Origin of the sequence: Rhodococcus sp. JS3073 (assembly GCF_026810085.1) — a bacterium.
GTDB lineage: Bacteria > Actinomycetota > Actinomycetes > Mycobacteriales > Mycobacteriaceae > Rhodococcus_F > Rhodococcus_F wratislaviensis.
Map to the genome: position 1 here is coordinate 7,036,230 of NZ_CP113951.1, position 23,005 is coordinate 7,059,234.

A 23,005-nucleotide genomic window follows, 5' to 3' on the forward strand; every position below is an offset into this window, starting at 1 on the left:
GAATGGCCCTGCTGGTGGCAGGCGCCCTCTTCATGGAGATTCTCGACGCCACCATCATCGCGCCGGCCGTCCCGCTGATCGCCGAGTCCTTCGGTGTCGACGCGGTCGACGTCAACATCGCGATCTCCGCCTACCTGGTGACGGTCGCCGTCCTCATCCCCGCGAGCGGGTGGGTGGCCGACCGGTTCGGGACCCGCCGCGTGTTCGTGGCCGCCATCGCCGTGTTCACGCTGGCGTCCATCGGGTGCGCGGTGAGCGTGTCGTTGCCGATGCTCGTCGCGATGCGGGTGCTGCAGGGAGTCGGCGGCGCCATGATGGTTCCGGTCGGGCGGCTCGCGGTGCTGCGGTCGAGCACGAAGAGCGACCTCGTCCGCGCGATAGCTCTGCTCACCTGGCCCGCGCTCGCGGCGCCCGTGATCGCGCCCCTGCTCGGCGGTGCGATCGCCACCGTCGGCTCGTGGCGATGGATCTTCGTCATCAACATTCCCATCGGCGTCGTCGGAATTCTGCTGTCCCTGAAGCTGGTTCACGGGGCAGGTTCGCGGTCGACGAGCAGGCTGGACTGGCGGGGCCTCCTCGGGGTCGGAACGGGAATCGCGGCAGCCCTGATCGCGCTGGAGAGCATCCGCGTGACGGGCACGGACTGGCGCCGGGTCGCGATCGGGGGAGTGGTCGCGGTCGTCCTGCTGGCGGCCTCGGTGCTCCATCTCGCCCGCACTCCGCATCCGCTCGTCGACTTCCGCGTGCTGCGCGTCCGGACGCTACGAAACACCGTCACCGGCGGTTCGCTCTACCGCCTGATCGTCACGGCTGTCCCGTTCCTGCTGCCGCTGCAGTTCCAACTCGGTTTCGGCTGGACGCCGTTCCTCGCGGGTCTGCTCGTCGCGGCGCTGTTCGCCGGGAACATCGCCGTCAAACCCTGTACGACGCCGCTGATGCGACGCTTCGGGATCAGGCCGATCCTGCTGGTCAACGCCCTGCTGTCCGTCGGCTGCTTCGGGCTGCTCGCCGCCCTGAGTTCGTCGACCCCGATGCCGGTCATCGCCGGGGTCCTGTTCGTGAGCGGAGCCCTGCGTTCGGTCGGATTCACCGCGTACAACAGTCTCGCGTTCTCCGACGTCGACCGTGCCGACCTCACGCACGCGAACACTCTCAACGCCGCCGTGCAGGAACTGGCGGCCGGTCTCGGGATCGCGGTCGCAGCGCTCGCTCTCACCGCGTTCACGCCGTTGGCGACGTCGTCCGAGCACGGGTTCGGGTCCGAATATTCCTGGACCTTCGTCCTTTTGGGCCTGCTGATGCTGTGCACGGTGATTGACACGCTGCGTCTGCCGCGCGACGCCGGGGCAGCGGTCACGCGCTGAGCGCGCCTTCATCCGTCCACGAATCCGATCGACTTACGGGCCGACCCCGGGGACACCTCTGTGCACGCATTTGATATGCGGTCCTAATGTCCAGACAAACTATTGACTTTCGGGTGTGACGCGTATTACATCTAAGGCACACGGCCAAGACGTCACCGGGCCGTTCGTCCCCCCGAGAGGAAAAGCAGATGAACTTCCCCAACCGGCGTCGTGTGGCGGTACTGGCCTGCGCGAGTGCCCTGGTGATGAGCCTCGCGGCGTGCTCGAGCACCGGAGGCAAGCCGGACAGCAGCGGGTCCGGGATCGGCGCGGGCACCGCCGACACCCCGCGCATCACGATCGCGATGGTCACGCACGCGGCACCGGGCGACACCTTCTGGGACCTGATCCGCACGGGCGCGCAAGATGCCGCCGACAAGGACAACGTCGAACTGAAGTACTCCTCCGATCCGCAGGCCCCCAACCAGGCCAACCTCGTGCAGACGGCAATCGACTCCAAGGTCGACGGCCTCGCGCTCACCCTCGCCACCCCCGAGGCGATGGCCCCCGCCGTCAAGAGCGCACAGGACGCGGGCATCCCGATCTCCGCGTTCAACGCCGGATACGGCGCCTGGAAGGACATGGGGGTCAACCAGTACTTCGGGCAGGACGAGACCATCGCCGGGCAGGCCGCGGGGAACCGGCTCAACGACGACGGCGCCAAGCACGTCATCTGCGTCATCCAGCAACAGGGCCAGATCCAGCTCGAATCCCGTTGCGCCGGCGCCAAGCAGACCTTCCGCGGCACGTTCGAGACACTCAACGTGAACGGTGAGGACATGCCGTCGGTGAACTCGACGATCGCCGCCAAGCTCCAGCAGGACCCGTCCATCGACGGTGTGCTCACGCTCGGCGCCCCGATCGCCCTCACCGCCGTGCAATCGGTCGGTAACGCGGGCAGCCCGGCCAAGGTCTACACGTTCGACACCAACGCGGCACTCGTCGACGCCATCTCCGACGGCAGCGTGCAGTGGGCCATCGACCAGCAGCCGTACCTGCAGGGCTACCTCGCCATCGATTCGCTGTGGCTGTACCTGAACAACGGCAACGTCATCGGCGGCGGCGGGCCGACGCTGACCGGGCCGTCGTTCATCGACAAGACCAACATCGACAAGGTCGCCGAGTACGCCAAGGCCGGCACCCGCTGATCGGCGGTCGATCACATGGCAGGGCACACGATCCGGACCCCGGTGGGTCCATCTCACGCACACACCATCACCGTCACCATCGACCCGGTCGCAGGACCGGCCGGCACCGCACAACGCTGAGATCCACCGGCGCGGAGAGGAAATCATGTCCACACAGCAAGATCTGGACCTTGCCAGTCACAAGGTCGTCCACGACGAGAGGGTGAAGGAGCAGAAACGCCTGCAGCGTCTGCTGGTCCGCCCGGAGATCGGGTCCCTGTTCGGGGCGATCGCCATCTTCGTCTTCTTCATGGTCGTCGCACCCCCGTTCCGCAGCCCCGAAGCGTTGGCCACGGTGCTCTACGCCTCCTCCACGATCGGGATCATGGCGTGCGCGGTGGCGCTGTTGATGATCGGCGGCGAATTCGACCTCTCCGCCGGTGTCGCGGTCACCACCAGTTCCCTGGCGGCGTCGATGATCGCCTACAACCTGCACCTGAACCTGTGGGCCGGCGCCGCCCTCGCCCTGGTGGTGTCGCTGGCGGTCGGGTTCTTCAACGGGTACCTGGTGATGAAGACGAAGATCCCCAGCTTCCTGATCACGCTGAGCTCGTTCCTGATGCTCACCGGCATCAACCTGGCGGTGACCAAACTGATCACCGGGCAGGTCGCCACCCCCAGCGTGTCCGACATGGCCGGGTTCGACTCGGCGAAGAAGGTGTTCGCGTCCTCCTTCGAGGTCGGTGGGGTGTCGGTGCGGATCACCGTGGTGTGGTGGCTGCTGTTCACCGCGATCGCCACCTGGGTGCTGTTCAAGACCCGGATCGGGAACTGGATCTTCGCGGTCGGCGGCAACCAGGACTCCGCCCGCGCCATCGGTGTGCCGGTCACCAAGGTCAAGATCGGGTTGTTCATGACCGTCGGGTTCGCCGCCTGGTTCGTCGGCATGCACCTGCTGTTCTCGTTCAACACCGTCCAGTCCGGGCAGGGCATCGGCAACGAGTTCCTCTACATCATCGCCGCGGTCATCGGCGGCTGCCTGCTCACCGGCGGCTACGGCACCGCGATCGGCGCCGCGATCGGCGCGTTCATCTTCGGCATGACGAACCAGGGCATCGTCTACGCCGGCTGGAACCCGGACTGGTTCAAGTTCTTCCTCGGCGCGATGCTGCTGTTCGCGGTCATCGCCAACAATGCCTTCCGCAACTACGCCGCCAAGAGGTGACCGCATGAGTACCATCGAACAGATGCCCGTCGATACCGAACCCGGGGACGGCGGCAAGATCCCGCTGATCGAGCTCAAACACGTCGGCAAGCAGTACGGCAACATCATCGCCCTGCAGGACATCAACCTGCGGGTGCGGGCCGGGGAGGTCACCGGTGTCCTCGGCGACAACGGGGCCGGCAAGTCCACCCTGATCAAGATCATCGCCGGGCTGCACCAGCAGAGTGAGGGCGAGTTGCTCGTCGACGGCGAGGCCCTCACCTTCGGCTCCCCGAAGGAAGCCCTGTCCAAGGGCATCGCCACCGTCTACCAGGACCTGGCGGTGGTGTCGCTGATGCCGGTGTGGCGCAACTTCTTCCTCGGTCAGGAACTGCGGAAGGGACCGCTGAAGTCCCTCGACGCGAACGGGATGCGCGCCACCACGATGTCGGAGTTGTCGAAGATGGGCATCGAACTGCCCGACGTCGACGCCCCCATCGGCTCACTGTCCGGTGGGCAACGCCAGTGCGTGGCGATCGCCCGGGCAATCTTCTTCGGCGCCCGCGTCCTGATCCTCGACGAGCCCACCGCCGCCCTGGGTGTCAAGCAGTCCGGGATGGTGCTGCGCTACATCTCCGCCGCCAAGGAACAGGGCTTCGGGGTCGTGTTCATCACCCACAACCCGCACCACGCCTACATGGTCGGCGACCACTTCGTCCTCCTCAACCGCGGACGCCAGAAACTGGACTGCACCTTCGACGAGATCAGCCTCGAAGAACTCACCCAGCAAATGGCCGGCGGCGACGAACTCGAAGCACTCACCCACGAACTGCGGCGTTAGGCACCGACACGACGATGCGCCCGGCACACGTGCGGGGCGCATCGTTCGTTTCCGAGCGGATCAGACCTTCGCGTTCGCCTTCGCCTTCGTGAGCGCGACGTCCTCCTTGTCGAGGTCGAGCAGCGGAGTGCGGGAGTTCTCCTTGGCCGTGGAGGCAGACGCCGCGGCGATGAGCGCGCAGACGGCGGTGAAGATCGCCACCGGCACCCAGTTCTTGGGGTCGGCGCCGCGCAGTGCCTGGGCGATGGTCGGTGCGAATCCGGCGAGAGCGAAACCGAGCTGCGTGCCGATCGCCATGCCGGAGTAGCGAACCCGCGACGAGAACATCTCAGCGTAGAACGCCGGCCAGATGGCGTTGGTCCCGGCGTAGACGCCACCCATCAGCAGGATGCCTGCGAGGAAGATCATCGCCACGTTGCCGGTGCCGATCGCGGCGAAGTACAGGAAGATTCCGGCGGCCGAACCGATCGCGCCACCGATGAACACCGGCTTGCGGCCGATCCGGTCGGACAGCATGCCGAGCAGCGGCTGCGAGACCAGGGCCACCGTGTTGGCGGCGATCGCGACCCACAGCATGGTGGTGCGGCTCATCCCGATCTCGGGGGTGGTGGCGTAGGCGAGGCCGAACACGGAGAACACGGTGCTGACGACGGCGATGAAGGCGCAGAAGACCACGCGGAGAACGTCACGCCAGTGCGTGCGGAAGAGGTCGACGACGGGGAGCGGTGCGGGCGCCTCGTCCAGCGCTTCCTTGTTGGCGATGAAGATCTCGGGCTCTTCGAGCTTGCGACGCACGATGTAGGCGACGACGAGGACGAGGAGGCTGCACCAGAACGGGACGCGCCAGCCCCAGCTGTAGAGGGTCTCGTCGGGCAGCGCCGCGACGGGGATGAACGCGAGGCTCGCGACGATGAAGCCGGCCTGGGTGCCGGTGAGCGTCCAACTGCAGAAGAAGCCGCGACGGTGGGCGGGGGAGTGCTCGAGGGTGAGTGAGCCCGCGCCTGACTGCTCGCCGGCCGCGGAGACGCCCTGGCAGATGCGCAGCAGCACCAGTAGCACCGGTCCGACCATCCCGGCCTGCTCGGACGACGGCAGACAGCCGATCAGGAACGTGACGACGCCCATGAGCACCAGGCAGAACATCATCACCTTCTTGCGTCCGGCCCGGTCGCCGAAGTGTCCGACGAACACGGCGCCGATCGGACGCGCGATGTAGGAGATGCCGAACGTCGCCAGCGACAGCAGCAGCGGGTTCTTCGATCCCTCGAAGAACACGTGCGGGAACACCAGCGCAGCAGCCGAGGCGAAGATGTAGAAGTCGTAGTACTCGAGCAGGCTGCCGAAGAAGGCGGCCTTCGCGGCCTTCTTCGCGTTGGTGGGATCAGCGTTGGGGTCGACGGAGGAGCGGCCTTTGCCGTCACCGTTTCGACCGGAGGCGCCGGTGCCGTAGTCGATGGTCATCGATACTCCTGGGGAGCGAGGAATGTGAACACTGGCGGCTCGGACGAGCAGGTGTTCGTGGGTCGTAGAAGCAAGGTAACCCAGGTCACAGCCTCGAGTCAATAATGGTCGAAATGGTTAGTTCATACTTTCCCGGGCTGCTGCAGGTAGGCCAGGACGACGTCGCCGATCATCGCGCGCAGGTGAGGGCGGTTCTCCGCGCCGGTGAGATCCCAGTCGAACAGCGCCTTGAACGTGTACCGATTCGCCACCCGGAAGACGCAGTACGAGCTGATGAGCATGTGGATGTCGAGCGCCGTCGTGTCGGTGCGGAAGAGGCCCGCCTCCTGTCCTCGCTGGAGGATCCGCTCGAGCGTGCGAATCGCCGGGGCCTGCGTCTCGGGGAGCCCCTCTGCCCGGACGAGGTTGGCGCCACGATTCGTGTTCTCGATCGCGACGAGACGGATGAAGTCAGGGTGAGCCTCGTGATGGTCGAACGTCAGCTCGGCGAGCGCCCGGATCGCCTCGGTCGGCTCGAGGTGGTCGACGTCGAGCTGGGACTCCTCGTAGCGGATCTCCTCGTAGGCCCGCTGCAGGACTGCCCGGTACAACCCCTCCTTGTCGCCGAAGTAGTAGTAGAGCATCCGCTTCGTGGTAGCGGTCTTCGCCGCGATTTCGTCGATGCGGGCCCCGGTCAATCCCTTGTCGGCGAATTCCGTCATCGCCACCCGCAGGATGTTCTCCCGGGTCTTCTCGGGATTGCGGGTCCGTTTGACCGTCTCCTTCTCAGAGGTCGCGCCCGTCGTCTCGCTTCGTGTCATCCCTGAAACTCCTGCCTGTGCTGTCTTCCGTGCGGTATGGAGGTATGCTACCGTGACATAACTCACTAGATAGTTAATTAGTTCTCGCCCTCTCCCGGAAGTGATCGCCATGACCTCTCGTGACCTCGATTCCCCCACCGCCGGCCCGTCATACCTGTGCGGTCTGATCGGCACCGGGATCTCGAAATCGCTGACCCCGCCGCTCCACGAGGCCGAGGGTCGCGCGCAGGGAGTCGGTTACGTGTACCGGATCCTCGACCTCGACACGCTGGGCATGGGCGTCGAGGGACTGCCGCAGCTCCTTTCGGCCGCCAAGCTCCTCGGGTTCAACGGGCTCAACATCACGCACCCCTGCAAGCAGGCCGTCATTCCGCTGCTGGACGACCTGTCCGACGACGCCCGCAAGCTCGGCGCGGTCAACACGGTCCACATCGACGGCGGTCGTCTGATCGGCCACAACACCGACTGGTCCGGATTCGCGCGCAACATGGACGAGGGACTCGAAGGTGCGCCGATGAACCGCGTCGTGCAGCTCGGTGCCGGCGGCGCCGGCGCGGCCGTCGCCTACGCCGCGCTCACCCGGGGTGTCGGACACTTCACGATCATCGACGCCGATGCCGCGCGCTCGAAGGATCTGCGCGACTCGCTCGCCGCACTGTTCCCGGACCGGGAAATCGCTGCCGGCGACCTCTCCGCCGTTCCCGCAGCGGTCGGAGCGGCCCAGGGTCTGATCCACGCGACGCCGATCGGCATGGCGGCTCACCCCGGCATGGCCCTCGACGCCGCACTGCTGCGCCCCGACCTGTGGGTCGCGGACGTCGTCTACCGTCCCGCCGAAACCGAACTCCTCCGCCGCGCCCGCGAGATCGGTGCCCGGACCCTCAGCGGAATCGGCATGACCATCGGTCAGGCCGTCGACTCGTTCCGGATCTTCACAGGCCTCGAGCCGGACGCGCAGCGGATGCGTGAGCACATGGGTCTGCTGTTGCAGGCCGAGGACGCCGCCGCGCTCGCGGGCGCGTAAGCACTGAATCCCACCCATTTCTGCACCCGCACCCCTTTTCTGCCCCTGCACCACTTTTGGCACGAAAACGGGTGCGGCTGCAGAGAAGGGGTGCGGATTTGGCGCAGACTGTCACGGTGAGGTTATTGCTGCTGGCCGACACCCATGTCCCGAAACGGGCGAGAGACCTGCCCGCGCGGGTGTGGGACGAGGTCGACCGCGCCGACGTCGTGATCCACGCCGGCGACTGGGTCGATCTCCCCACATTCGAGGCGCTGAAGGCGCGATCGTCGCGACTCGTGGCGTGCTGGGGCAACAACGACGGCGATGAACTGCGCGCCGTGATGCCCGAGCGGGCGGACGTCACGCTGGCCAGTGTGCGCATCACCGTCGTTCACGAGACCGGGGCCTCCGCAGGCAGGGAGACGCGGATGTCGGCGGCCTACCCGGACACCGACGTCCTGATCTTCGGGCACAGCCACATTCCCTGGGACACCACCACGGAAACCGGTCTGCGACTGCTGAACCCGGGATCGCCGACGGATCGACGACGCCAGCCGCACTGCACGTACATGACCGCCACCGCCAACGACGGAGAACTCGGCGACGTCGAATTGCACCGGTTGTGACGAGCCCGACGTGACCGTAGGTCGGGCCCCCTTCAGTACGCCGTCAGCGGGATCACGCCAGTGGTACGGCCGAGGGGGTCGAGGACGTGCCCGCCCCTCTTGTAGGTGTGCAGGATGATGAACCTGTCGGTGATCACGAGTGACGGGAGTTCGCGGGTCAGGGCCGCCTCGAACGGGGCGATCTCGGCAGTCGCTCGAAACCACATGGTCGCGACGATCGTCGACGTTCCCGTGACGGCCTCGACGACCCGACATCGTGGCATGCGGCCCAACAGGTTTCCCGCTGTGTTCAGCTCACCCGGCGGAACGGTCATCATGAAAGTCGTCGGCACGACGGGCCCGAGAAGTTCGGGAGCTCCCTCGCACCGCAGCGCGACACGGCCCGAGTCCGTCATTCGCTCGACTCGGCGGCGTGCGGTCGGCCCGGTCGTTCCGCACCGAGCGGCGAGATCGGTCCAGGATTGCCGGCCGTCCGTCGCCAGGATCTGAAGCAGAGCCCGGTCGAGGTCGTCGAGTGACGAAAGCGGTGTCGTACGGGTGGTGGGGGTCGGCCGCACCAGGCGAGTGGACTGTTCCAGGTCCAGCGCTTGTACCCGCCACCGCGAACCCTCCCGGTACGTGGTCAGCGCGACCATCGATGTCACGGCGGTGATTCCGTCGATGGGTTCGATCCGGTCGTCGAGAAGCCGAGCGAGATCGGCGATACCGGGAACGAACACGTCGAGGAGGAAGTCCGCAGCGCCAGTCGTGCTGGACACGGTCGCCACGGCCGTTTCGGCGACCAGTGCCCGGGCTACGTCGCGTTTCGCCTGAGGTCTGCAGTGGACGGCCAGGAACGAGGCACATCCCTGGCGAACGAATGCCGGGCCGGGAACCACGGCAACCCACGCGGAACCGCGTTCGGTCAGCAGCTTCCACCTTCTCGCGAGGGTCTTTGGTGTGTGCCCGAGCGTCTGAGCCAGCTCTGCCCAGTCGACTCGCGGGTTCAGCTGGAGGGCATCGGTGATGGCGAGATCGAGCTCTGTTGCCACCTCTGACGTTATATCCGGCATATTGCGGGGCCTCTTCTGTGAGAAACCGGTCATCTTGCCAGATTAGTGAGGTGGGCCACCGAGAGTTGTCGCAGCGCGGGTGCGCAACCTGGAGCAACCAGGCACAGCGAAGTCGAGGTCGATGATGCGAACAATATCGGTTGTGGGTGAGGACCTGAGAGGTAGGCGGCTCCCGGTCGGGGCCCTGCTGGGCTCGATGGCCACCGTCGAATTGCTGAGCGGCGTCACGCAGGGCTATCTCACACCACTGCTGCCCTCGCTCGGCGACAGCCTCCAGATCACGGCATCCGGACAGACCAGGATCTATCTGCTGTCCCAGTTGGCATTCGCGATCTGGACACCGTTACTTGCCAAACTGGGCGATTCGTTCGGGTACCGCCGTTTTCTCCGTCTCTCCATTGCCCTCGTCGCTGCCGGGTCACTGATCATGGCGATCGCACCGAGCGTGCTGACGATCTCGGTCGGTGTCGTTCTCCAGGGTGCGGTCGTGGGCTTCATGCCGCTCCTGATCGGGATCTTGCGACACCAGGCGCCGGCGAGTCGCCGCACGGGAGTCGGACTACTGGTCGGCGTCCTCACCGCGGCGGTCGGCATCGGCGGTGTCGTCTCGGGTTCCCTCAGCGAGCGGTCGGCGACACTCGGGCTGTGGGTCGCGGTACCGGTCGCGGTCCTGGCGGTGATCGCCGGCTTCCTCATCCCCGATGGTGCTCCACGGTCGGGCGGCCGTATTCCGATCGTGTCCTTCGCCCTGCTCTCGCTCGGTCTGGCCGGGGTGGTGGCAGCCCTGTCTCTCGGTGCGGACTGGGGATGGACATCGGGCGAAACGATCGGAGCGATGTCTGTGGGTGTCGTCGGTCTCGCCGCATGGATCGGCGTCGACTCGGCCTCCACGTTCCCGATGGTGGATCTCCGCATGCTCGTCCACCCGCCCGTGGCCGTCATCTCCGGGGTCACGTTCTGTTTGGCCTTCTCGACGATCGGCTTCTTCGGTGCGAATGCGGTCTTTCTCGGGTCCTCGCCCGACGACAGCGGATTCGGCCTTTCCTACGGGCCGCGTTCGATCGCGCTCGTCGCACTGGCTCTCAACGTGTTCGCGCTGGCGAGTTCACTGTCCACAGCGACGATGCTTCGCAGGCTCGGCGAACGGCAGACACTTGCCCTGTCGGGCGCCCTGATCGCAGCCTCGTTCGGCAGTCTGCTCCTCTGGCATTCGACGGCACTCCAGTATCTCTCCGCCATAGCGCTGCTCGGCATCGGTTTCGGCGGCTATCAGGCATCGACGCGCGCACTGTGCGTCGAATCGGTACCCGACCGCGAGACCGCCATGGCCGCGGGGATCAACGAACTCGCGCTCTCGATGGGTGCAGCGATCGGAGCGGCCACTGTTGGCGCAATCCTGTCGGCGACCAGCACTTCCGCGGGAGTGACGATGCAGTCCTACGTGTGGTTGTGGTGCGTGTGTGCAGCGGTCGCCCTCGTGGGGGCCGGTCTCGGACTGTGTTACCGCAAGGGAGCGAACCTCTCATGACAGACAGAAGGACGCTCGTCCCAGCCGATGTTGCGGCGAAGATCGAGTCCTGTGTGGAGACCTGGTCGGGCGCACTGATCACCCTGAGCCACAGCCTCCATCACGAGCCGGAACTGGCATTCGAGGAACATCGATCGGTATCCAAGATCATCGACCTCGCGGAAGGTGCCGGGTTCGAGACGGCGACCGGCGTCGGGGGCCTGGCGACGGCCTTCGTCGCGACCAAGGGTACCGGCGCCCTCACCATCGGCTTCTGCGCCGAATACGACGCGCTTCCCGAGATCGGCCATGCGTGTGGGCACAACGTCAACGGCGCCGCCGCGGTGGGTGCGGCAATCGCGCTGGCGGAGGTGGCGGACTCCCTGGATGTCCGGGTCAAGCTCGTGGGCACCCCTGCCGAGGAAGCGGGCGGCGGGAAGGCCATCCTCCTGAGAGCCGGCGTCTTCGACGATGTCGCCGCCGCCATGATGGTGCACGCGGGCGGGCGAGACGAGGTGGGCGGATCCTCCCTGGCGATGAGCCAGTGGTCGGCCGAGTACGTGGGTCGGTCCTCACACGCCGCGACCGCCCCGTGGCTGGGTGCCAACGCGCTCGACGCGGTGGCCGTGGCGTACAACGCCGTAGGACTCCTGCGTCAGCAACTCGAGCCCGGCCTCGTCGTATCGATCATCGTCACCGAAGGCGGGCAGGCCTGCAACGTGATTCCGTCGAATGCTCGGGTGGCAGTGGAGATTCGAGCGACATCGACGAGCAAGCTCCGGCAGGTGCAGGCGAGAGTGCGCGCGTGTCTCGAAGCCGGTGCGCTCGCAACGGGCACGGACGTCACCATCACACCCTGTGGCGAGGACTTCGCGGAACTGCGGCAGGACGATTTCATGACCCGCGCATACTCCCGGGCGATCGGCGCCCGCGGCCGGACCGCGCTGTCCCGGGCCGGCGACCACATCGCGTCGACGGACATGGGAAACGTCTCCCACGTGCTACCCGCCATCCACCCGACCATCGGGTACGACGTCGGTGATGCCGCACACCACACGGCCGAGTTCGCACTGCACGGCACGTCCCCGTCCGCTGACGAAGCGGTCCTGGACGGGGCACGGGCGATGGCAGCGGTCGGGGCGGAACTCGCCCTCGATCGAGATCAGCGCACACGACTGCTCGACCGCCTCCAGATTTCACACCTCCGAAGGGAAGAAAAAGTATGAGCGTCGATACCGCAGCACGTCACGAAGACGACTGTGCAGGAGCCGAGGAAACCGTCGAAGTCGGCGTCGGAGCTGTCACACCGGAGCAGGTGCTCGGTGTCGCGCGCCGAGGCGTCGCCGTGACGCTGTCCGAAGATGCGCTCCGTGCGATGAGCGAGTCACGGAAGCGCATCAAGGACCTCGCCGAGGATCCGAAGCCCGTCTACGGAGTGTCCACCGGTTTCGGGGCCCTCGCCACCCGGCACATCCCACTTCGATTGCGCGCCCGATTGCAGCGCAGCCTGATCCGCTCCCACGCGGCAGGGTCGGGTCCCGAGGTCGAGCGGGAAGTGGTGCGGGCGTTGATGTTGTTGCGGCTGTCGACGCTGGCCACCGGGCGCACGGGGGTGCGGCCGGAGGTCGCGCAGGTCTACGCGTCGCTCCTGTCGGCGGGGATCACCCCCGTGGTCCACGAGTACGGCAGCCTCGGGTGTTCGGGGGATCTGGCGCCGCTGGCGCACGTCGCGCTCGCGGTGATCGGTGAGGGCACGGTGCGGGACGCGGACGGCGAACTGCGGCCGGCCGCGGAGGCGCTGGCCGCTGCCGGTATCGCACCGGTGATCCTCGAGGAGAAGGAAGGGCTGGCCCTGATCAACGGCACCGACGGCATGCTCGGCATGCTGCTGCTGGCATGCGAGGACCTGCACGGGCTTCTCCGTCTGGCCGACGTCACGGCGGCGATGAGCGTGGAGGGGCTGCTCGGCACCGACAAGGTGTTCGCCCCGGACCTGCAGGCGCTCCGGCCGCATCCCGGGCAGGCCCTCGCCGCCGCGAACATGGTCCGCTTGCTCGCCGGCTCGGAGATCGTGCAGAGCCACGCCAATCCGAGTTGCACGGTGGTGCAGGACGCCTACTCGTTGCGGTGCGCCCCGCAGGTGGCCGGGGCGGCGCGGGACACTCTCGCGCACGCCGAGCGGGTGGCGTCGTGGGAACTGGCCAGCGCAATCGACAATCCGGTGGTCACCGTGGACGGTCGGGTCGAGTCGAACGGCAATTTTCACGGGGCGCCGGTCGGGTACGTGCTGGATTTTCTGGCGATCGTCGTCGCGGATGTGGCGAGCATGAGCGAGCGCCGCACCGACCGTTTCCTCGATGTGGCCCGCAATCACGGGCTGCCGCCGTTCCTGGCCGACGATCCCGGGGTGGACAGCGGCCACATGATCGCGCAGTACACCCAGGCGGCGATCGTCTCGGAACTGAAGCGGCTGGCGGCGCCGGCGAGTGTGGATTCGATTCCGTCGTCTGCGATGCAGGAGGATCACGTGTCGATGGGGTGGTCGGCGGCCCGGAAGCTGCGCCGTGCGGTCGACGGGCTGACCCGGGTGCTGGCGATCGAGGCGTTGACGGCCGCTCGGGCGCTCGATCTGCGGGCCCCCCTCGCTCCGTCGCCGGCGACGGGTGCGGTGCGGGACACGATCCGCGAGCACGTTCCCGGACCGGGGACCGACCGTCACCTCGCGCCTGAGATCGAGGCCGCGGTCGCCCTCGCGGCCTCGGGCAGGTTGCTCGAGACCGCTGAGGGTGCCGTGGGTGCGCTGGCCTGACGACAGACCCGCGTTTCTGCGTCAGACCCGCTCGAACACCGCAGCCAGTCCCTGGCCGCCGCCGATGCACATGGTCTCGAGCCCGTAGCGGGATTCGCGACGGTCCATCTCCCGCAGGAGGGTGGCGAGAATGCGGCCGCCGGTGGCGCCTACGGGGTGTCCGAGGGAGATGCCGGATCCGTTGGGGTTGAGGCGTTCGTCGGTGGGGTCGAGGTCCCAGCTGCGGAGGACGGCGAGGGTCTGCGCGGCGAAGGCCTCGTTCAGTTCGATGACACCCATGTCGGACAGCGACAGTCCGAGCTGACCGAGGGCCTTCTCCGTGGCGGGCACCGGGCCGATGCCCATGGTGCGCGGCGGAACGCCGGCCACGGCCCAGGACGCCATGCGGGCGAGGGGCTTCAGCCCGAGTTCCTTCGCCTTCTCGGCGGTCGTCACGATGCACACGGCGGCGCCGTCGTTCTGCCCGCTGGCGTTGCCGGCGGTGACGGTGGAGGCGGAGTCGATCTTGGAGCGGATGGCGCGGAGCTTCGACAGCGACTCCACCGTGGTGTCGGCGCGCGGGTGCTCGTCCTTGTCGACGACGAGCGGGTCCGACTTGCGTTGCGGCACCGTCACTCCGACGATCTCCTCGGCGAAGCGTCCCGATTCCTGCGCGGCGACGGCACGCTGGTGCGACTGCACGGCGAGCGCGTCCTGGTCTTCACGGCTGATGTCGAATTCGGCGCGGAGGTTCTCGGCGGTCTCGATCATGCCGCCGGGCACGGGGAAGTTCGCCCCGCCGGCGGTGACGCGGGCGCGGGCGAGCCGGTCGGCGAGTTGCACGCCTTCGCCCTTGACGCCCCAGCGGATGTTCGGGTTGGTGTAGAACTCGGCCTGGCTCATGGATTCGGCGCCACCGGCGAGGACGAGGTCGTTGCCGCCGGACGCCACCTGCAGCACGGCGGTGATGACCGCTTGCAGACCGGATCCGCAGCGGCGATCCACCTGCATGCCGGGGACGTCGATGCCGAGTCCGGCATCGAGGGCCGCGATCCGGCCGATGGCCGGGGCTTCCCCGCCCGGGGACGCCTGGCCCAGGATGACGTCGTCGATCTGGCTGCCCTCGATGCCGGTGCGTTCGACGAGAGCCGTGATGACGGTGGCCGCGAGGCTCTGCGGGGTGATGTCTTTGAACACTCCGCCGAAGCGCCCGACCGGCGTTCGCAGGGGCTCGCAGATGACGACGTCACGCATGGAAAGACCTTTCATGAAGATTCCTCGGTCACAGCGTCAGCGATTGACGGTGGCGAGGTCCTGTTCGATGTCGGTTGCGGTGACCCGCAGCGACGGGATGAGATCGGAATGCAGATCCTCGAGGCTGTATCGCGCGGCCGGAGTGGAGATGTTCACCGCGGCGACGGTCAGCCCGGAGGCGTTGCGGATCGGGGCGGCCATCGACCGCAGGCCCGCTTCGAGTTCCTGGTCGAGTACACAGATACCGTCCGCGCGGACCGCGAGGATCGCAGCTTTCAGCTCGTCGCGGGCCGTGATCGTGCGTTCGGTGAGCCGCTCGATGTCGAGCTTTTCGAGGTACGTGTCGAGTTCGTCGTCGGGAAGTCCCGCGAGCAGGACCCGGCCCATCGACGTGGCGTACGCGGGGAGCCGCGTGCCGATGGTGATGCCCACCGTCATGATCCGGCTGACGGGCACCCGGGCGACGTAGACGATGTCGGCACCGTCGAGGATCGACACCGACGACGACTCGTGGACCTTGTGGCTCAGCCTCTCGAGGTGCGGCTGCGCGACCTCCGGCAGCGACAGGCTCGACAGGTAGCTGTATCCGAGTTCGAGAACCCGCGGGGTGAGCCAGAACGCGGAACCGTCCGTCGCCACGTAGCCGAGTTCGACGAGGGTGAGCAGAAATCGGCGGGCGGTGGCGCGGGTCAGGTCGGTGGCACGGGCGACGTCACTGAGCGTGCGCCGCTGATTCCGGTCGTCGAAGCAGCGGATCACGGCGAGGCCCCGGGCCAGCGACTGCACGTAGTCGGGGGACGGGAGGATCTTCTCCGTCGGTTCGGTAGCGGTCATGTCTGCGAATTCTCCTCCGTGGCCTCTGTCTCGGTGGAGGACAGGTCGGCGAGGGCCTGTTTGCCGAGTGCGAACCCGAGATTGCTGTTGGGCACTCCGGCGTAGACGGAGGTGTGGAGGAGCACCTCGCCGATGGTGTCGGCGTCGACACCCGCGCGGAGTGCGGCCCGGATGTGCATGTCGAGTTCGTGCTCGTTGCCGACCGCGGTGAGGACGGCGATCGTGAGCAGCCGCCGCAACTCGTGGTCCAGTCCGGGGCGCGACCAGATGTCGCCCCACGCGGTGCGGGTGATGAAGTCCTGGAACGGTGCCGTGAAATCGGTGGTGCCCGCCACGGACCGGTCCACGTGCGCGTCGCCGAGTATCGCGCGGCGCACCGTCATTCCCTGTGCGTGCGCGGCGCGACGTCCGCGCGCGTACCCGCCGCCGGCGATGTGTTCGCGCAGCAGCGCCGAGACGGCGCCTGCCTGCTCGAGGTTCGCGACGTGGGCGGCAGGGGAGAGCACCTCGAACCGGGCACCGGTGATGCCGTCCGCGAGGACCTGCATGACCGACGGCGGGGTGGACGGGTCCTCCTCACCCGCGATCACCAGCGTCGGTGCGCTGATGCGGGACAGGTCGGCGGTGAAATCCCAGTCGGCGAGGGCGTCGCAGCACGCGGCGTATCCCTCGGGGGACGTCGACGCGATCATCTCGCGGTAGTGCCGGACGAATTCCGGATCACGCTTGGCGAGCCCCTCGCTGAACCACCGTGCGACAACGGCATCCGCGAGCGACTCCGGACCGTCGGTGCGCGACGCGGCGGCCCGCTCGATCCATCCCTGCGGTTCACCGAACTTCGCGGCGGTGCACAGCAGCGACAGCGACAGCACCCGGCGCGGGGCGTGCGCGCCGAGCCACTGGGCGATCGCCCCGCCCATGGACAGTCCGACGAAGTGGGCGGCGTCGACTCCGAGCGAGTCGAGCAGGGCGAGGACGTCCTCGGACAGGTCGCGGACGGAGTACGGGCCGTCCGGTGCGGGCGATTCGCCGTGGCCGCGCTGATCGACGGCGACGACCCGGCATTCGTCGGACAGCGCCGCGATCTGCGGGTCCCACATGGACCGGTTGGAGCCGAGCGATCCGAGCAGGACCACGACGGGGGCGTCCGCTGCGCCGTTCCGGGGTCCGGAGATTTCGTGTGCGAGTGCGACTGTCATCGCGTTCCTTCCCGGCCGCGGGCCACTGTCTCCAGTGCGCGGTCGACGATGTCGTGGGCGTGGCCGAGGTATCCGGCGGGGTCGAGCAGGGCGCGGATCTCGTCCGCCTGCAGGTATTCGAGGAGCCCTGGATCCTTGTCGAGGGGGTGTCCGGTCTCGCACGCGGCGGTGACGAGGTCGCGCGCGTTGTCGGTGCGGGCGGACAGGGCGCCGGTGACGCGTTCCGCGAGGAGCAGGCCACCGGTGATGTCGAGGTTGCGGGCCATCGCGTCGGGGTGGACGTTCAGCCCGCCGAGCGAGTCGGCGATGCGCGCGACGGCTCCGCCGGTGAGGCGCAGCAGGTCCGTGAGCGTTTCCCACTCGGCGTGCCAGGCACCCGCGGCGCGCTGCTGCTCGTGATCCATCGAGCCGAGGATCGTCGCGACGAGTCCCGGGGTGCGGCGGGCCGCGGCGCGGGCCGCGATCGCGGCCACCGGATTGCGCTTGTGCGGCATGGCCGACGAACCGCCGGGTGACCCTTCGCTGACCTCGCCGACCTCGGTGGACGACAGGAACACGAGGTCGGTGGCGATCTTCGACACCGCGCCCGCGGCCGTTCCGAGCGCCGACGCGAGCAGAGCGATGCGGGTGCGATCGGTGTGCCAGGGCACGTCCTGACGTGCCAGCGCGAGTTCGTCGGCGAGCACGTTGGCGACGTCGAGGCCGTGCGGGAAGAGCGCAGCGGACGTGCCGGCCGCGCCTCCCAGTTGCACGGGAAGTCCGTCGAGGGCGTCGAACAGTGCACGGGAAGCCCTGTGCAACGCCGTCATCCACCCGGCGGCGAGCACACCGAACGTGGTGGGGAGGGCCTGCTGGCCGAGTGTGCGACCGGCGATCGGGGTGCCGCGCTGGGCCCGTGCGAGCGCCTCGGCGCACACCACCGCCTCGTCGAGGGACGCCAGGATGTGCGCACCCGACCGGCGGCACAGCAGCATCAGGGCGGTGTCGAGGATGTCCTGACTCGTGGCGCCCTTGTGCACGTGGCTTCCGGGCACCCCGAGATCGGCGGCCGCGACCTCGCCGCGGAGCAGTTTCACCAGCGGGATCACGGGATTACCCCCCGCTGCGGCCGCCTCGCCGAGGGCGCCCACATCCACGGAGCCCTCGGCGACGACGCGCGCGAACACCGACGAGATGGCGTCGGCGGACGCGGCGGGGATGACGTCACACTTCGCCTCCGCCCGGGCCAGGGCCCCCTCGACCTCGACCATCGCGGTGACCCACGCCCGGTCCGAGAGCAGCGCCGACAACTCGCCGGCACCGAACGTCGGATCGAACAGGGCACCCCGGGAAGGCTCCGGAGAGTTCACGCGCGACACCTTTCTGCGTTGGGACCGATTACAGGGCGAAGAACGGGGTTTCCCGTCCGTCCGTGTTCTGCACGTGGATCGTCAGGTGGTATCCACGATCCGTCTTCTCCGCGATCAGCTTGGGGCGGTCGGCCTCCGGGACGGCGGACAGCACGGGGTCCGACGCGTGCGCATCCGTGTCCTCGGGGAAGTAGAGCCGCGTGTACAGCCGCTCGAGCATGCCGCGGGCGAACAGTCCGACGTTGATGTGCGGGGCCTCGACGGCGCCGTCCTCGGCGGGAAGGGCACCCGGCTTGACCGTGTGCACCACGATCGTGCCGCTCTCGTCGGCGAACACGCGGGCCAGGCTGCGGAAGCCGGCGGGGGTCGCCTCGGCGGCGCCGCGGGGATCGGTGGGGCTGTTGAACCGCCCCGCCGCATCTGCCTGCCAGGTCTCGATCATCGCGTCACCGATGGGCTGACCGGCTCCGTCGATGACGTTGAAGGACACGTCGATTCGTCCCGGCGCATCCTCGGGGACCGCGTCGCCGCTGTTCTCCCACGTGGGGAACAAGCCGATGTGGACGTACGGGCCGACGGTCTGGGACGGGGTGACGCCGAACGGCACCTCGTCCTGGCTCTTGGCGAAAACCGGGTAGCGCGGGGCGTCGGGGTTCTGGGTGTCGATCATCAGTGGCCCTCCGGGTCCTCGAACGGGGTGGCGTCCTGACCGCGCAGAACGATGTCGAACTTGAATCCGACGGCCCAGTTGTCGCGGGTGTGGTCGTAGTCGAACGTGCTGATCATCCGCTCGCGGGCCGCTTCGGGCACGGAGTTGTAGATCGGGTCCTGGAAGAAGAACGGATCGTCCGGGAAGTACATCTGCGTGACCAGTCGCTGGGTGAACGCCTGACCGAACAGGGAGAAGTGGATGTGCGCGGGCCGCCACGCGTTGTGGTGGTTGCCCCACGGGTAGGCGCCGGGCTTGATGGTCGTGAACTCGTAGTGGCCCTGCTTGTCGGTGAGGCAGCGGGCGACACCGTTGAAGTGGGGGTCGAGCGGGGCCGGCCAGGAGTCCATCTTGTGGCGGTAGCGGCCTCCGGCGTTGGCCTGCCACACCTCGATGAGGGTGTCGGGGATGGGCTTGCCCGCGCTGTCGAGGACGCGGCCGTGGACGATGATGCGCTGTCCCTGGGCCTCGCCGCCGTTGGCGTGGGTCATGTCGTTCTCACCCTTGGCGATGTCGGCGTCGCCGAAGACCGGACCGGTGATCTCGCCGAGTCGCTGCGGGACCAGGATCAGGTCGTTCTTGGGGCTGCGCAGCCGAGTCGTCTTGTACTCGGGGAACAGCAGCGGGGCATTCGCTTCGTGCCCGGCGTGGTGGTGGGCTGGCAGATGCAGCATGGAAAAAGATCCTCACGTTCTCGATGTGAACAGTCGGCCGCTATTCGCACATAGTAGTCGCGTTCTGTGATGGGGCCAACAGGCGGGGCGCAATTTGTTCGCAATGTGGATGGGTGTTCACTACTCGAACATTTTGCGGTAGCCTGGGTCACATGGTCAACAAAGTCTTCGCAACGGCGGCCGAGGCCGTTGCCGATGTCCCCGACGGAGCGTCCCTCGCGGTGGGCGGCTTCGGCCTCGTCGGTATCCCCTCGGTCCTCATCGACGCCCTCCTCGCACAGGGTGCGACCGACCTCGAGACGGTCAGCAACAACTGCGGCACCGACGGTTTCGGTCTGGGTCTGCTCCTCGAGCAGCACCGGATCCGGCGCACGATCAGCTCGTACGTCGGCGCCAACAAGGAATTCGCGCGGCAGTACCTCAGCGGGGAGCTCGAGGTCGAGCTCACTCCGCAGGGCACGCTGGCCGAGCGGATGCGCGCCGGGGGAGCGGGCATCCCCGCCTTCTACACCCCCGCCGGTGTCGGGACGCAGGTCGCCGACGGCGGTCTGCCGATCCGCTACGACGGTCAGGGCGGCATCGCGGTGGCGAGCAAGCCCAAGGAGACGCGCGAGTTCGACGGCGAGGCCTTCGTCCTCGAGCGCGCGATCCGCACCGACTTCGCACTGGTTCACGCATGGAAGGGTGACCGCCTCGGCAACCTCGTGTACCGGGAGACGGCCCGCAACTTCAACCCGGACGCCGCAGGCGCCGGTCGCATCACCATCGCGCAGGTCGAATACCTCGTCGAGCCCGGCGAGATCGACCCCGCCGAGGTGCACACCCCCGGCATCTTCGTCCAGCGTGTGGTCGAGGTCGGCAAGCAGGAAACGGGAATCGAGAACAGGACGGTGCGGGCATGAGCTGGACGCGTGACGAGATGGCGGCCCGGGTCGCGGCCGAGCTGGAGGACGGGCAGTATGTGAACCTCGGCATCGGCATGCCCACCCTGATCCCCGGTCACATCCCGGCCGGCAAGGACGTCATCCTGCACTCGGAGAACGGCATCCTCGGCGTCGGGCCGTACCCGACCGACGACGAGGTCGATCCCGAACTGATCAACGCGGGCAAGGAGACCATCACCGTGGTCCCCGGCGGCGCGTTCTTCTCCTCCTCCGACTCCTTCTCGATGATCCGCGGCGGCAGCGTCGACGTGGCCGTTCTCGGCGCCATGCAGGTCAGCAGCCACGGCGACCTGTCCAACTGGATGGTCCCGGGCGCCATGGTCAAGGGCATGGGCGGCGCGATGGACCTCGTCCACGGCGCAGGCAAGGTCATCGTGATGATGGATCACGTCACCAAGAAGGGTGAGCACAAGATCCTCGAGGAGTGCACGCTGCCGTACACCGGCAAGCGCTGCGTGCAGAAGATCGTCACCGATCTCGCCGTCATCGACGTCACCCCCGAAGGTCTGCGGCTCGTCGAGACCGCGCCCGGCCACAGCGTCGAGGACGTCCAGGCAGCCACCGGCGCGAAGCTCCTCGTCGACGCCACCGTCTAGAAAGCCCGCTCAGGCCCCGGTCTTCACGCGCTGGGCTCCGGCATAGACGTTCATCGACTCCCCACGGAGGAAGCCGACGAGCGTCGTGCCGGATTCCAGTGCCAGGTCGACGGCCAGCGAGGACGGCGCCGACACCGCGCCGAGCATCGGTACCCCCGCCATCACGGACTTCTGCACCAGTTCGAAGGATGCGCGCCCGCTGACGAGCAGAACGCTGCCCGACAGCGGCACCCGGTCCTGCGTCAGCGCCCACCCCAGCACCTTGTCGACGGCGTTGTGTCTGCCGACGTCCTCCCGCAGGGCGACGAGTGCGCCGTCGGGGGTGAACAGGCCCGCGGCGTGCAGTCCGCCCGTCGAATCGAAGATGCGCTGACCCGCCCGCAGGGTGGCAGGCATCGACGACAGCGTGGCTGCGGTCACCGACAAGTGGTTGCCGGACAAGGGGAATCGTGACCGTGTCCGGACCTGGTCCAGCGACGCCTTGCCGCACACCCCGCATGCCGACGAGGTGACGAATCGGCGTTCCGGTCCACCCGGTGCCGGGACGCCCTCGGCCAGAACCACATCGAGCACGTTGTACGTGTTGGCCCCGCTCTCGTCGACGCCGTCGCAGTAGCGGACGACGGACACGTCGTCGCGGTTCTCGATGACGCCTTCGGTCAGCAGGAATCCGTGCACCAGGTCGATGTCGTCGCCCGGGGTGCGCATCGTCACCGACAGCGAACGGCCGCCGACCCGGATCTCGAGAGGCTCTTCGACGGCCAGCGAATCGGGTCTGCGTGTCGTTCCGTGCTCGGTGATGCGGACGACCGGGCGTCGCGCGGTGACGCGGCCCATCACCTGCCGCCGGATTCACTCGGTGTGCGTGCGTGCGAGGGTCGGGGCATGAGTCCATAGTGGCCCCGAACCGGGCGCGACGGCCAGTCGTTCCGGCGCGCCCGCGTGATGGGCCCGTACCCTCTGGACATGGGTGTGAGCGTGCGAGCGGCGACCGGATCCGATATCCCCGAATTGTCGCGCGTCCTGGCCGACGCGTTCTTCGACGACCCCGTGATGGTGTGGATGTGGCCGGATCCCGAGCGCAGGCGGCGCGGCCTGCCGAGACTGTTCGCGGTGGAGATCCGCCGTCACCATCTCGCCGGGGGCGGAGCCGAACTGGCCGAGGACGGCGACGGCGTGGTCCGTGGGGCCGCCATGTGGGATCCGCCCGGCGGCTGGAAGCAGTCGACGCTGTCGTCGCTCCTCAGCCTGCCGGGACTGGTCCGCGCGTTCGGCTCGAGGCTGGGCGTCGGGGCCGCGGTGAGCGGAACCGTCGAGGACGCACACCCGGTCGATCCCGTGCACTGGTATCTGGCGACGATCGGGACGTCGAGCGCGGGGCGGGGCGGCGGTTACGGGAAGGCGCTGTTGCGGTCGCGGCTGGACCGGTGTGATGCCGAGGGGCTCCCGGCGTATCTGGAGTCGAGCAAGGAAGACAACATTTCCTACTACGAGCGGTTCGGCTTCGACGTCACCGGCGAGATCCGGATCCCGGACGGCGGGCCGACGCTGTGGGCGATGTGGCGGGAACCCGTCCGCGCGACCCCTTAGGCTAAGCTCGGCAAGCCTTACCTAAGTGGATCGTAGTACCT

Annotated in this window: 22 protein-coding genes; 12 read left to right on the top strand and 10 right to left on the bottom strand. The window is 67.8% G+C overall.

Annotated elements, in window-relative coordinates:
• Positions 1 to 2 precede the first annotated feature (2 nt).
• The 4 genes from OYT95_RS32025 (at position 3) to OYT95_RS32040 (ending at position 4,575) form a co-directional block, all read left to right on the top strand.
• Positions 3 to 1,364 (top strand): MFS transporter, encoded by a 1,362-nt coding sequence (locus tag OYT95_RS32025; RefSeq protein ID WP_268792296.1) that lies wholly within the window; start codon positions 3 to 5, stop codon positions 1,362 to 1,364.
• A 188-nt stretch (positions 1,365 to 1,552) separates the two neighbouring features.
• Positions 1,553 to 2,551 carry a substrate-binding domain-containing protein gene (locus tag OYT95_RS32030; protein WP_037240788.1) on the top strand — a complete coding sequence of 333 codons (999 nt, stop codon included), beginning with the start codon at positions 1,553 to 1,555 and terminating at the stop codon, positions 2,549 to 2,551.
• 145 nt (positions 2,552 to 2,696) lie between these two features.
• A complete protein-coding gene (locus tag OYT95_RS32035; protein ID WP_037245954.1) occupies positions 2,697 to 3,755 on the top strand; it encodes an ABC transporter permease in 1,059 nt (352 codons plus the stop codon).
• A 4-nt stretch (positions 3,756 to 3,759) separates the two neighbouring features.
• A complete protein-coding gene (locus tag OYT95_RS32040) occupies positions 3,760 to 4,575 on the top strand; it encodes an ATP-binding cassette domain-containing protein (protein WP_115948502.1) in 816 nt (271 codons plus the stop codon).
• Positions 4,576 to 4,635: 60 nt separating this feature from the next.
• Here OYT95_RS32040 and OYT95_RS32045 read toward each other — a convergent pair whose 3' ends face one another.
• Both OYT95_RS32045 and OYT95_RS32050 read right to left on the bottom strand, forming a co-directional pair.
• Positions 4,636 to 6,036 (bottom strand): MFS transporter, encoded by a 1,401-nt coding sequence (locus OYT95_RS32045; RefSeq protein WP_037241372.1) that lies wholly within the window; start codon positions 6,034 to 6,036, stop codon positions 4,636 to 4,638.
• A gap of 122 nt (positions 6,037 to 6,158) precedes the next feature.
• Positions 6,159 to 6,836: a TetR family transcriptional regulator gene (locus OYT95_RS32050; RefSeq protein WP_037241375.1), complete on the bottom strand. Its 678-nt coding sequence runs from the start codon at positions 6,834 to 6,836 to the stop codon at positions 6,159 to 6,161.
• 109 nt (positions 6,837 to 6,945) lie between these two features.
• Here OYT95_RS32050 and OYT95_RS32055 point away from each other — a divergent pair, with 109 nt between their 5' ends.
• Positions 6,946 to 7,860, top strand: coding sequence for a shikimate dehydrogenase (locus OYT95_RS32055; RefSeq protein ID WP_037241378.1), 915 nt, complete (start codon positions 6,946 to 6,948; stop codon positions 7,858 to 7,860).
• A 116-nt stretch (positions 7,861 to 7,976) separates the two neighbouring features.
• Entirely contained in the window at positions 7,977 to 8,468 is a 492-nt protein-coding gene (locus OYT95_RS32060) for a metallophosphoesterase family protein (protein WP_268790063.1), read from the top strand.
• Between the two features lie 32 nt (positions 8,469 to 8,500).
• On the opposite strand, the gene OYT95_RS32065 is transcribed toward OYT95_RS32060, so the two are convergent.
• Positions 8,501 to 9,499 (bottom strand): Lrp/AsnC family transcriptional regulator, encoded by a 999-nt coding sequence (locus tag OYT95_RS32065; protein WP_268790064.1) that lies wholly within the window; start codon positions 9,497 to 9,499, stop codon positions 8,501 to 8,503.
• A gap of 163 nt (positions 9,500 to 9,662) precedes the next feature.
• Here OYT95_RS32065 and OYT95_RS32070 point away from each other — a divergent pair, with 163 nt between their 5' ends.
• Genes OYT95_RS32070 through hutH form a run of 3 tightly spaced genes read left to right on the top strand, consistent with a single transcriptional unit; the run spans position 9,663 to position 13,836 of the window.
• Positions 9,663 to 11,048, top strand: coding sequence for an MFS transporter (locus OYT95_RS32070; protein ID WP_158461336.1), 1,386 nt, complete (start codon positions 9,663 to 9,665; stop codon positions 11,046 to 11,048).
• Positions 11,045 to 12,253, top strand: coding sequence for an amidohydrolase (locus tag OYT95_RS32075; RefSeq protein WP_052033660.1), 1,209 nt, complete (start codon positions 11,045 to 11,047; stop codon positions 12,251 to 12,253). Before OYT95_RS32070 ends, OYT95_RS32075 begins: the two co-directional genes overlap by 4 nt.
• Complete coding sequence (gene hutH / locus OYT95_RS32080) at positions 12,250 to 13,836, top strand: histidine ammonia-lyase (RefSeq protein WP_268790065.1); 1,587 nt, start codon at positions 12,250 to 12,252, stop codon at positions 13,834 to 13,836. The genes OYT95_RS32075 and hutH overlap by 4 nt, the downstream gene beginning before the upstream one ends.
• A gap of 21 nt (positions 13,837 to 13,857) precedes the next feature.
• Here the strand turns inward: hutH and OYT95_RS32085 are convergent, their stop codons facing one another.
• The 6 genes from OYT95_RS32085 to pcaH are packed head-to-tail and all read right to left on the bottom strand — an operon-like array spanning position 13,858 to position 19,834.
• Positions 13,858 to 15,069, bottom strand: a complete 1,212-nt coding sequence (locus OYT95_RS32085) for an acetyl-CoA C-acetyltransferase (RefSeq protein WP_037226308.1) — start codon at positions 15,067 to 15,069, stop codon at positions 13,858 to 13,860.
• Between the two features lie 36 nt (positions 15,070 to 15,105).
• Positions 15,106 to 15,903 carry an IclR family transcriptional regulator gene (locus OYT95_RS32090; RefSeq protein ID WP_037226312.1) on the bottom strand — a complete coding sequence of 266 codons (798 nt, stop codon included), beginning with the start codon at positions 15,901 to 15,903 and terminating at the stop codon, positions 15,106 to 15,108.
• Complete coding sequence (gene pcaDC, locus OYT95_RS32095) at positions 15,900 to 17,102, bottom strand: bifunctional 3-oxoadipate enol-lactonase/4-carboxymuconolactone decarboxylase PcaDC (RefSeq protein WP_268790066.1); 1,203 nt, start codon at positions 17,100 to 17,102, stop codon at positions 15,900 to 15,902. The genes OYT95_RS32090 and pcaDC overlap by 4 nt, the downstream gene beginning before the upstream one ends.
• Positions 17,099 to 18,451, bottom strand: coding sequence for a 3-carboxy-cis,cis-muconate cycloisomerase (pcaB, locus tag OYT95_RS32100; protein WP_268790067.1), 1,353 nt, complete (start codon positions 18,449 to 18,451; stop codon positions 17,099 to 17,101). Before pcaB ends, pcaDC begins: the two co-directional genes overlap by 4 nt.
• Positions 18,452 to 18,479: 28 nt before the next feature.
• A complete protein-coding gene (pcaG, locus tag OYT95_RS32105; RefSeq protein ID WP_037226322.1) occupies positions 18,480 to 19,121 on the bottom strand; it encodes a protocatechuate 3,4-dioxygenase subunit alpha in 642 nt (213 codons plus the stop codon).
• Positions 19,121 to 19,834 (bottom strand): protocatechuate 3,4-dioxygenase subunit beta, encoded by a 714-nt coding sequence (pcaH, locus tag OYT95_RS32110; RefSeq protein ID WP_037226325.1) that lies wholly within the window; start codon positions 19,832 to 19,834, stop codon positions 19,121 to 19,123. Before pcaH ends, pcaG begins: the two co-directional genes overlap by 1 nt.
• Before the next feature lie 152 nt (positions 19,835 to 19,986).
• Between pcaH and OYT95_RS32115 the strand changes: the two genes are divergently transcribed.
• Together OYT95_RS32115 and OYT95_RS32120 are read left to right on the top strand one after the other, a co-directional pair.
• Positions 19,987 to 20,736: a CoA transferase subunit A gene (locus tag OYT95_RS32115; protein ID WP_005248111.1), complete on the top strand. Its 750-nt coding sequence runs from the start codon at positions 19,987 to 19,989 to the stop codon at positions 20,734 to 20,736.
• A complete protein-coding gene (locus OYT95_RS32120) occupies positions 20,733 to 21,374 on the top strand; it encodes a 3-oxoacid CoA-transferase subunit B (protein ID WP_037226328.1) in 642 nt (213 codons plus the stop codon). Before OYT95_RS32115 ends, OYT95_RS32120 begins: the two co-directional genes overlap by 4 nt.
• Before the next feature lie 9 nt (positions 21,375 to 21,383).
• Here the strand turns inward: OYT95_RS32120 and fdhD are convergent, their stop codons facing one another.
• Positions 21,384 to 22,211 (bottom strand): formate dehydrogenase accessory sulfurtransferase FdhD, encoded by an 828-nt coding sequence (gene fdhD, locus OYT95_RS32125; protein ID WP_268790068.1) that lies wholly within the window; start codon positions 22,209 to 22,211, stop codon positions 21,384 to 21,386.
• A gap of 129 nt (positions 22,212 to 22,340) precedes the next feature.
• On the opposite strand from fdhD, the gene OYT95_RS32130 reads away from it, so the two are divergent.
• A complete protein-coding gene (locus OYT95_RS32130) occupies positions 22,341 to 22,964 on the top strand; it encodes a GNAT family N-acetyltransferase (protein ID WP_268790069.1) in 624 nt (207 codons plus the stop codon).
• Positions 22,965 to 23,005 lie beyond the last annotated feature (41 nt).

Coding starts and splice junctions, on each gene's coding strand:
- OYT95_RS32025 (WP_268792296.1), top strand. CDS start 3: ATGGCCCTGCTGGTGGCAGGCGCCCTCTTCATGGAGATTCTCGACGCC.
- OYT95_RS32030 (WP_037240788.1), top strand. CDS start 1,553: ATGAACTTCCCCAACCGGCGTCGTGTGGCGGTACTGGCCTGCGCGAGT.
- OYT95_RS32035 (WP_037245954.1), top strand. CDS start 2,697: ATGTCCACACAGCAAGATCTGGACCTTGCCAGTCACAAGGTCGTCCAC.
- OYT95_RS32040 (WP_115948502.1), top strand. CDS start 3,760: ATGAGTACCATCGAACAGATGCCCGTCGATACCGAACCCGGGGACGGC.
- OYT95_RS32045 (WP_037241372.1), bottom strand. CDS start 6,036: ATGACCATCGACTACGGCACCGGCGCCTCCGGTCGAAACGGTGACGGC.
- OYT95_RS32050 (WP_037241375.1), bottom strand. CDS start 6,836: ATGACACGAAGCGAGACGACGGGCGCGACCTCTGAGAAGGAGACGGTC.
- OYT95_RS32055 (WP_037241378.1), top strand. CDS start 6,946: ATGACCTCTCGTGACCTCGATTCCCCCACCGCCGGCCCGTCATACCTG.
- OYT95_RS32075 (WP_052033660.1), top strand. CDS start 11,045: ATGACAGACAGAAGGACGCTCGTCCCAGCCGATGTTGCGGCGAAGATC.
- hutH (WP_268790065.1), top strand. CDS start 12,250: ATGAGCGTCGATACCGCAGCACGTCACGAAGACGACTGTGCAGGAGCC.
- OYT95_RS32085 (WP_037226308.1), bottom strand. CDS start 15,069: ATGCGTGACGTCGTCATCTGCGAGCCCCTGCGAACGCCGGTCGGGCGC.
- OYT95_RS32090 (WP_037226312.1), bottom strand. CDS start 15,903: ATGACCGCTACCGAACCGACGGAGAAGATCCTCCCGTCCCCCGACTAC.
- pcaDC (WP_268790066.1), bottom strand. CDS start 17,102: ATGACAGTCGCACTCGCACACGAAATCTCCGGACCCCGGAACGGCGCA.
- pcaG (WP_037226322.1), bottom strand. CDS start 19,121: ATGATCGACACCCAGAACCCCGACGCCCCGCGCTACCCGGTTTTCGCC.
- pcaH (WP_037226325.1), bottom strand. CDS start 19,834: ATGCTGCATCTGCCAGCCCACCACCACGCCGGGCACGAAGCGAATGCC.
- OYT95_RS32115 (WP_005248111.1), top strand. CDS start 19,987: ATGGTCAACAAAGTCTTCGCAACGGCGGCCGAGGCCGTTGCCGATGTC.
- OYT95_RS32120 (WP_037226328.1), top strand. CDS start 20,733: ATGAGCTGGACGCGTGACGAGATGGCGGCCCGGGTCGCGGCCGAGCTG.
- fdhD (WP_268790068.1), bottom strand. CDS start 22,211: ATGGGCCGCGTCACCGCGCGACGCCCGGTCGTCCGCATCACCGAGCAC.
- OYT95_RS32130 (WP_268790069.1), top strand. CDS start 22,341: ATGGGTGTGAGCGTGCGAGCGGCGACCGGATCCGATATCCCCGAATTG.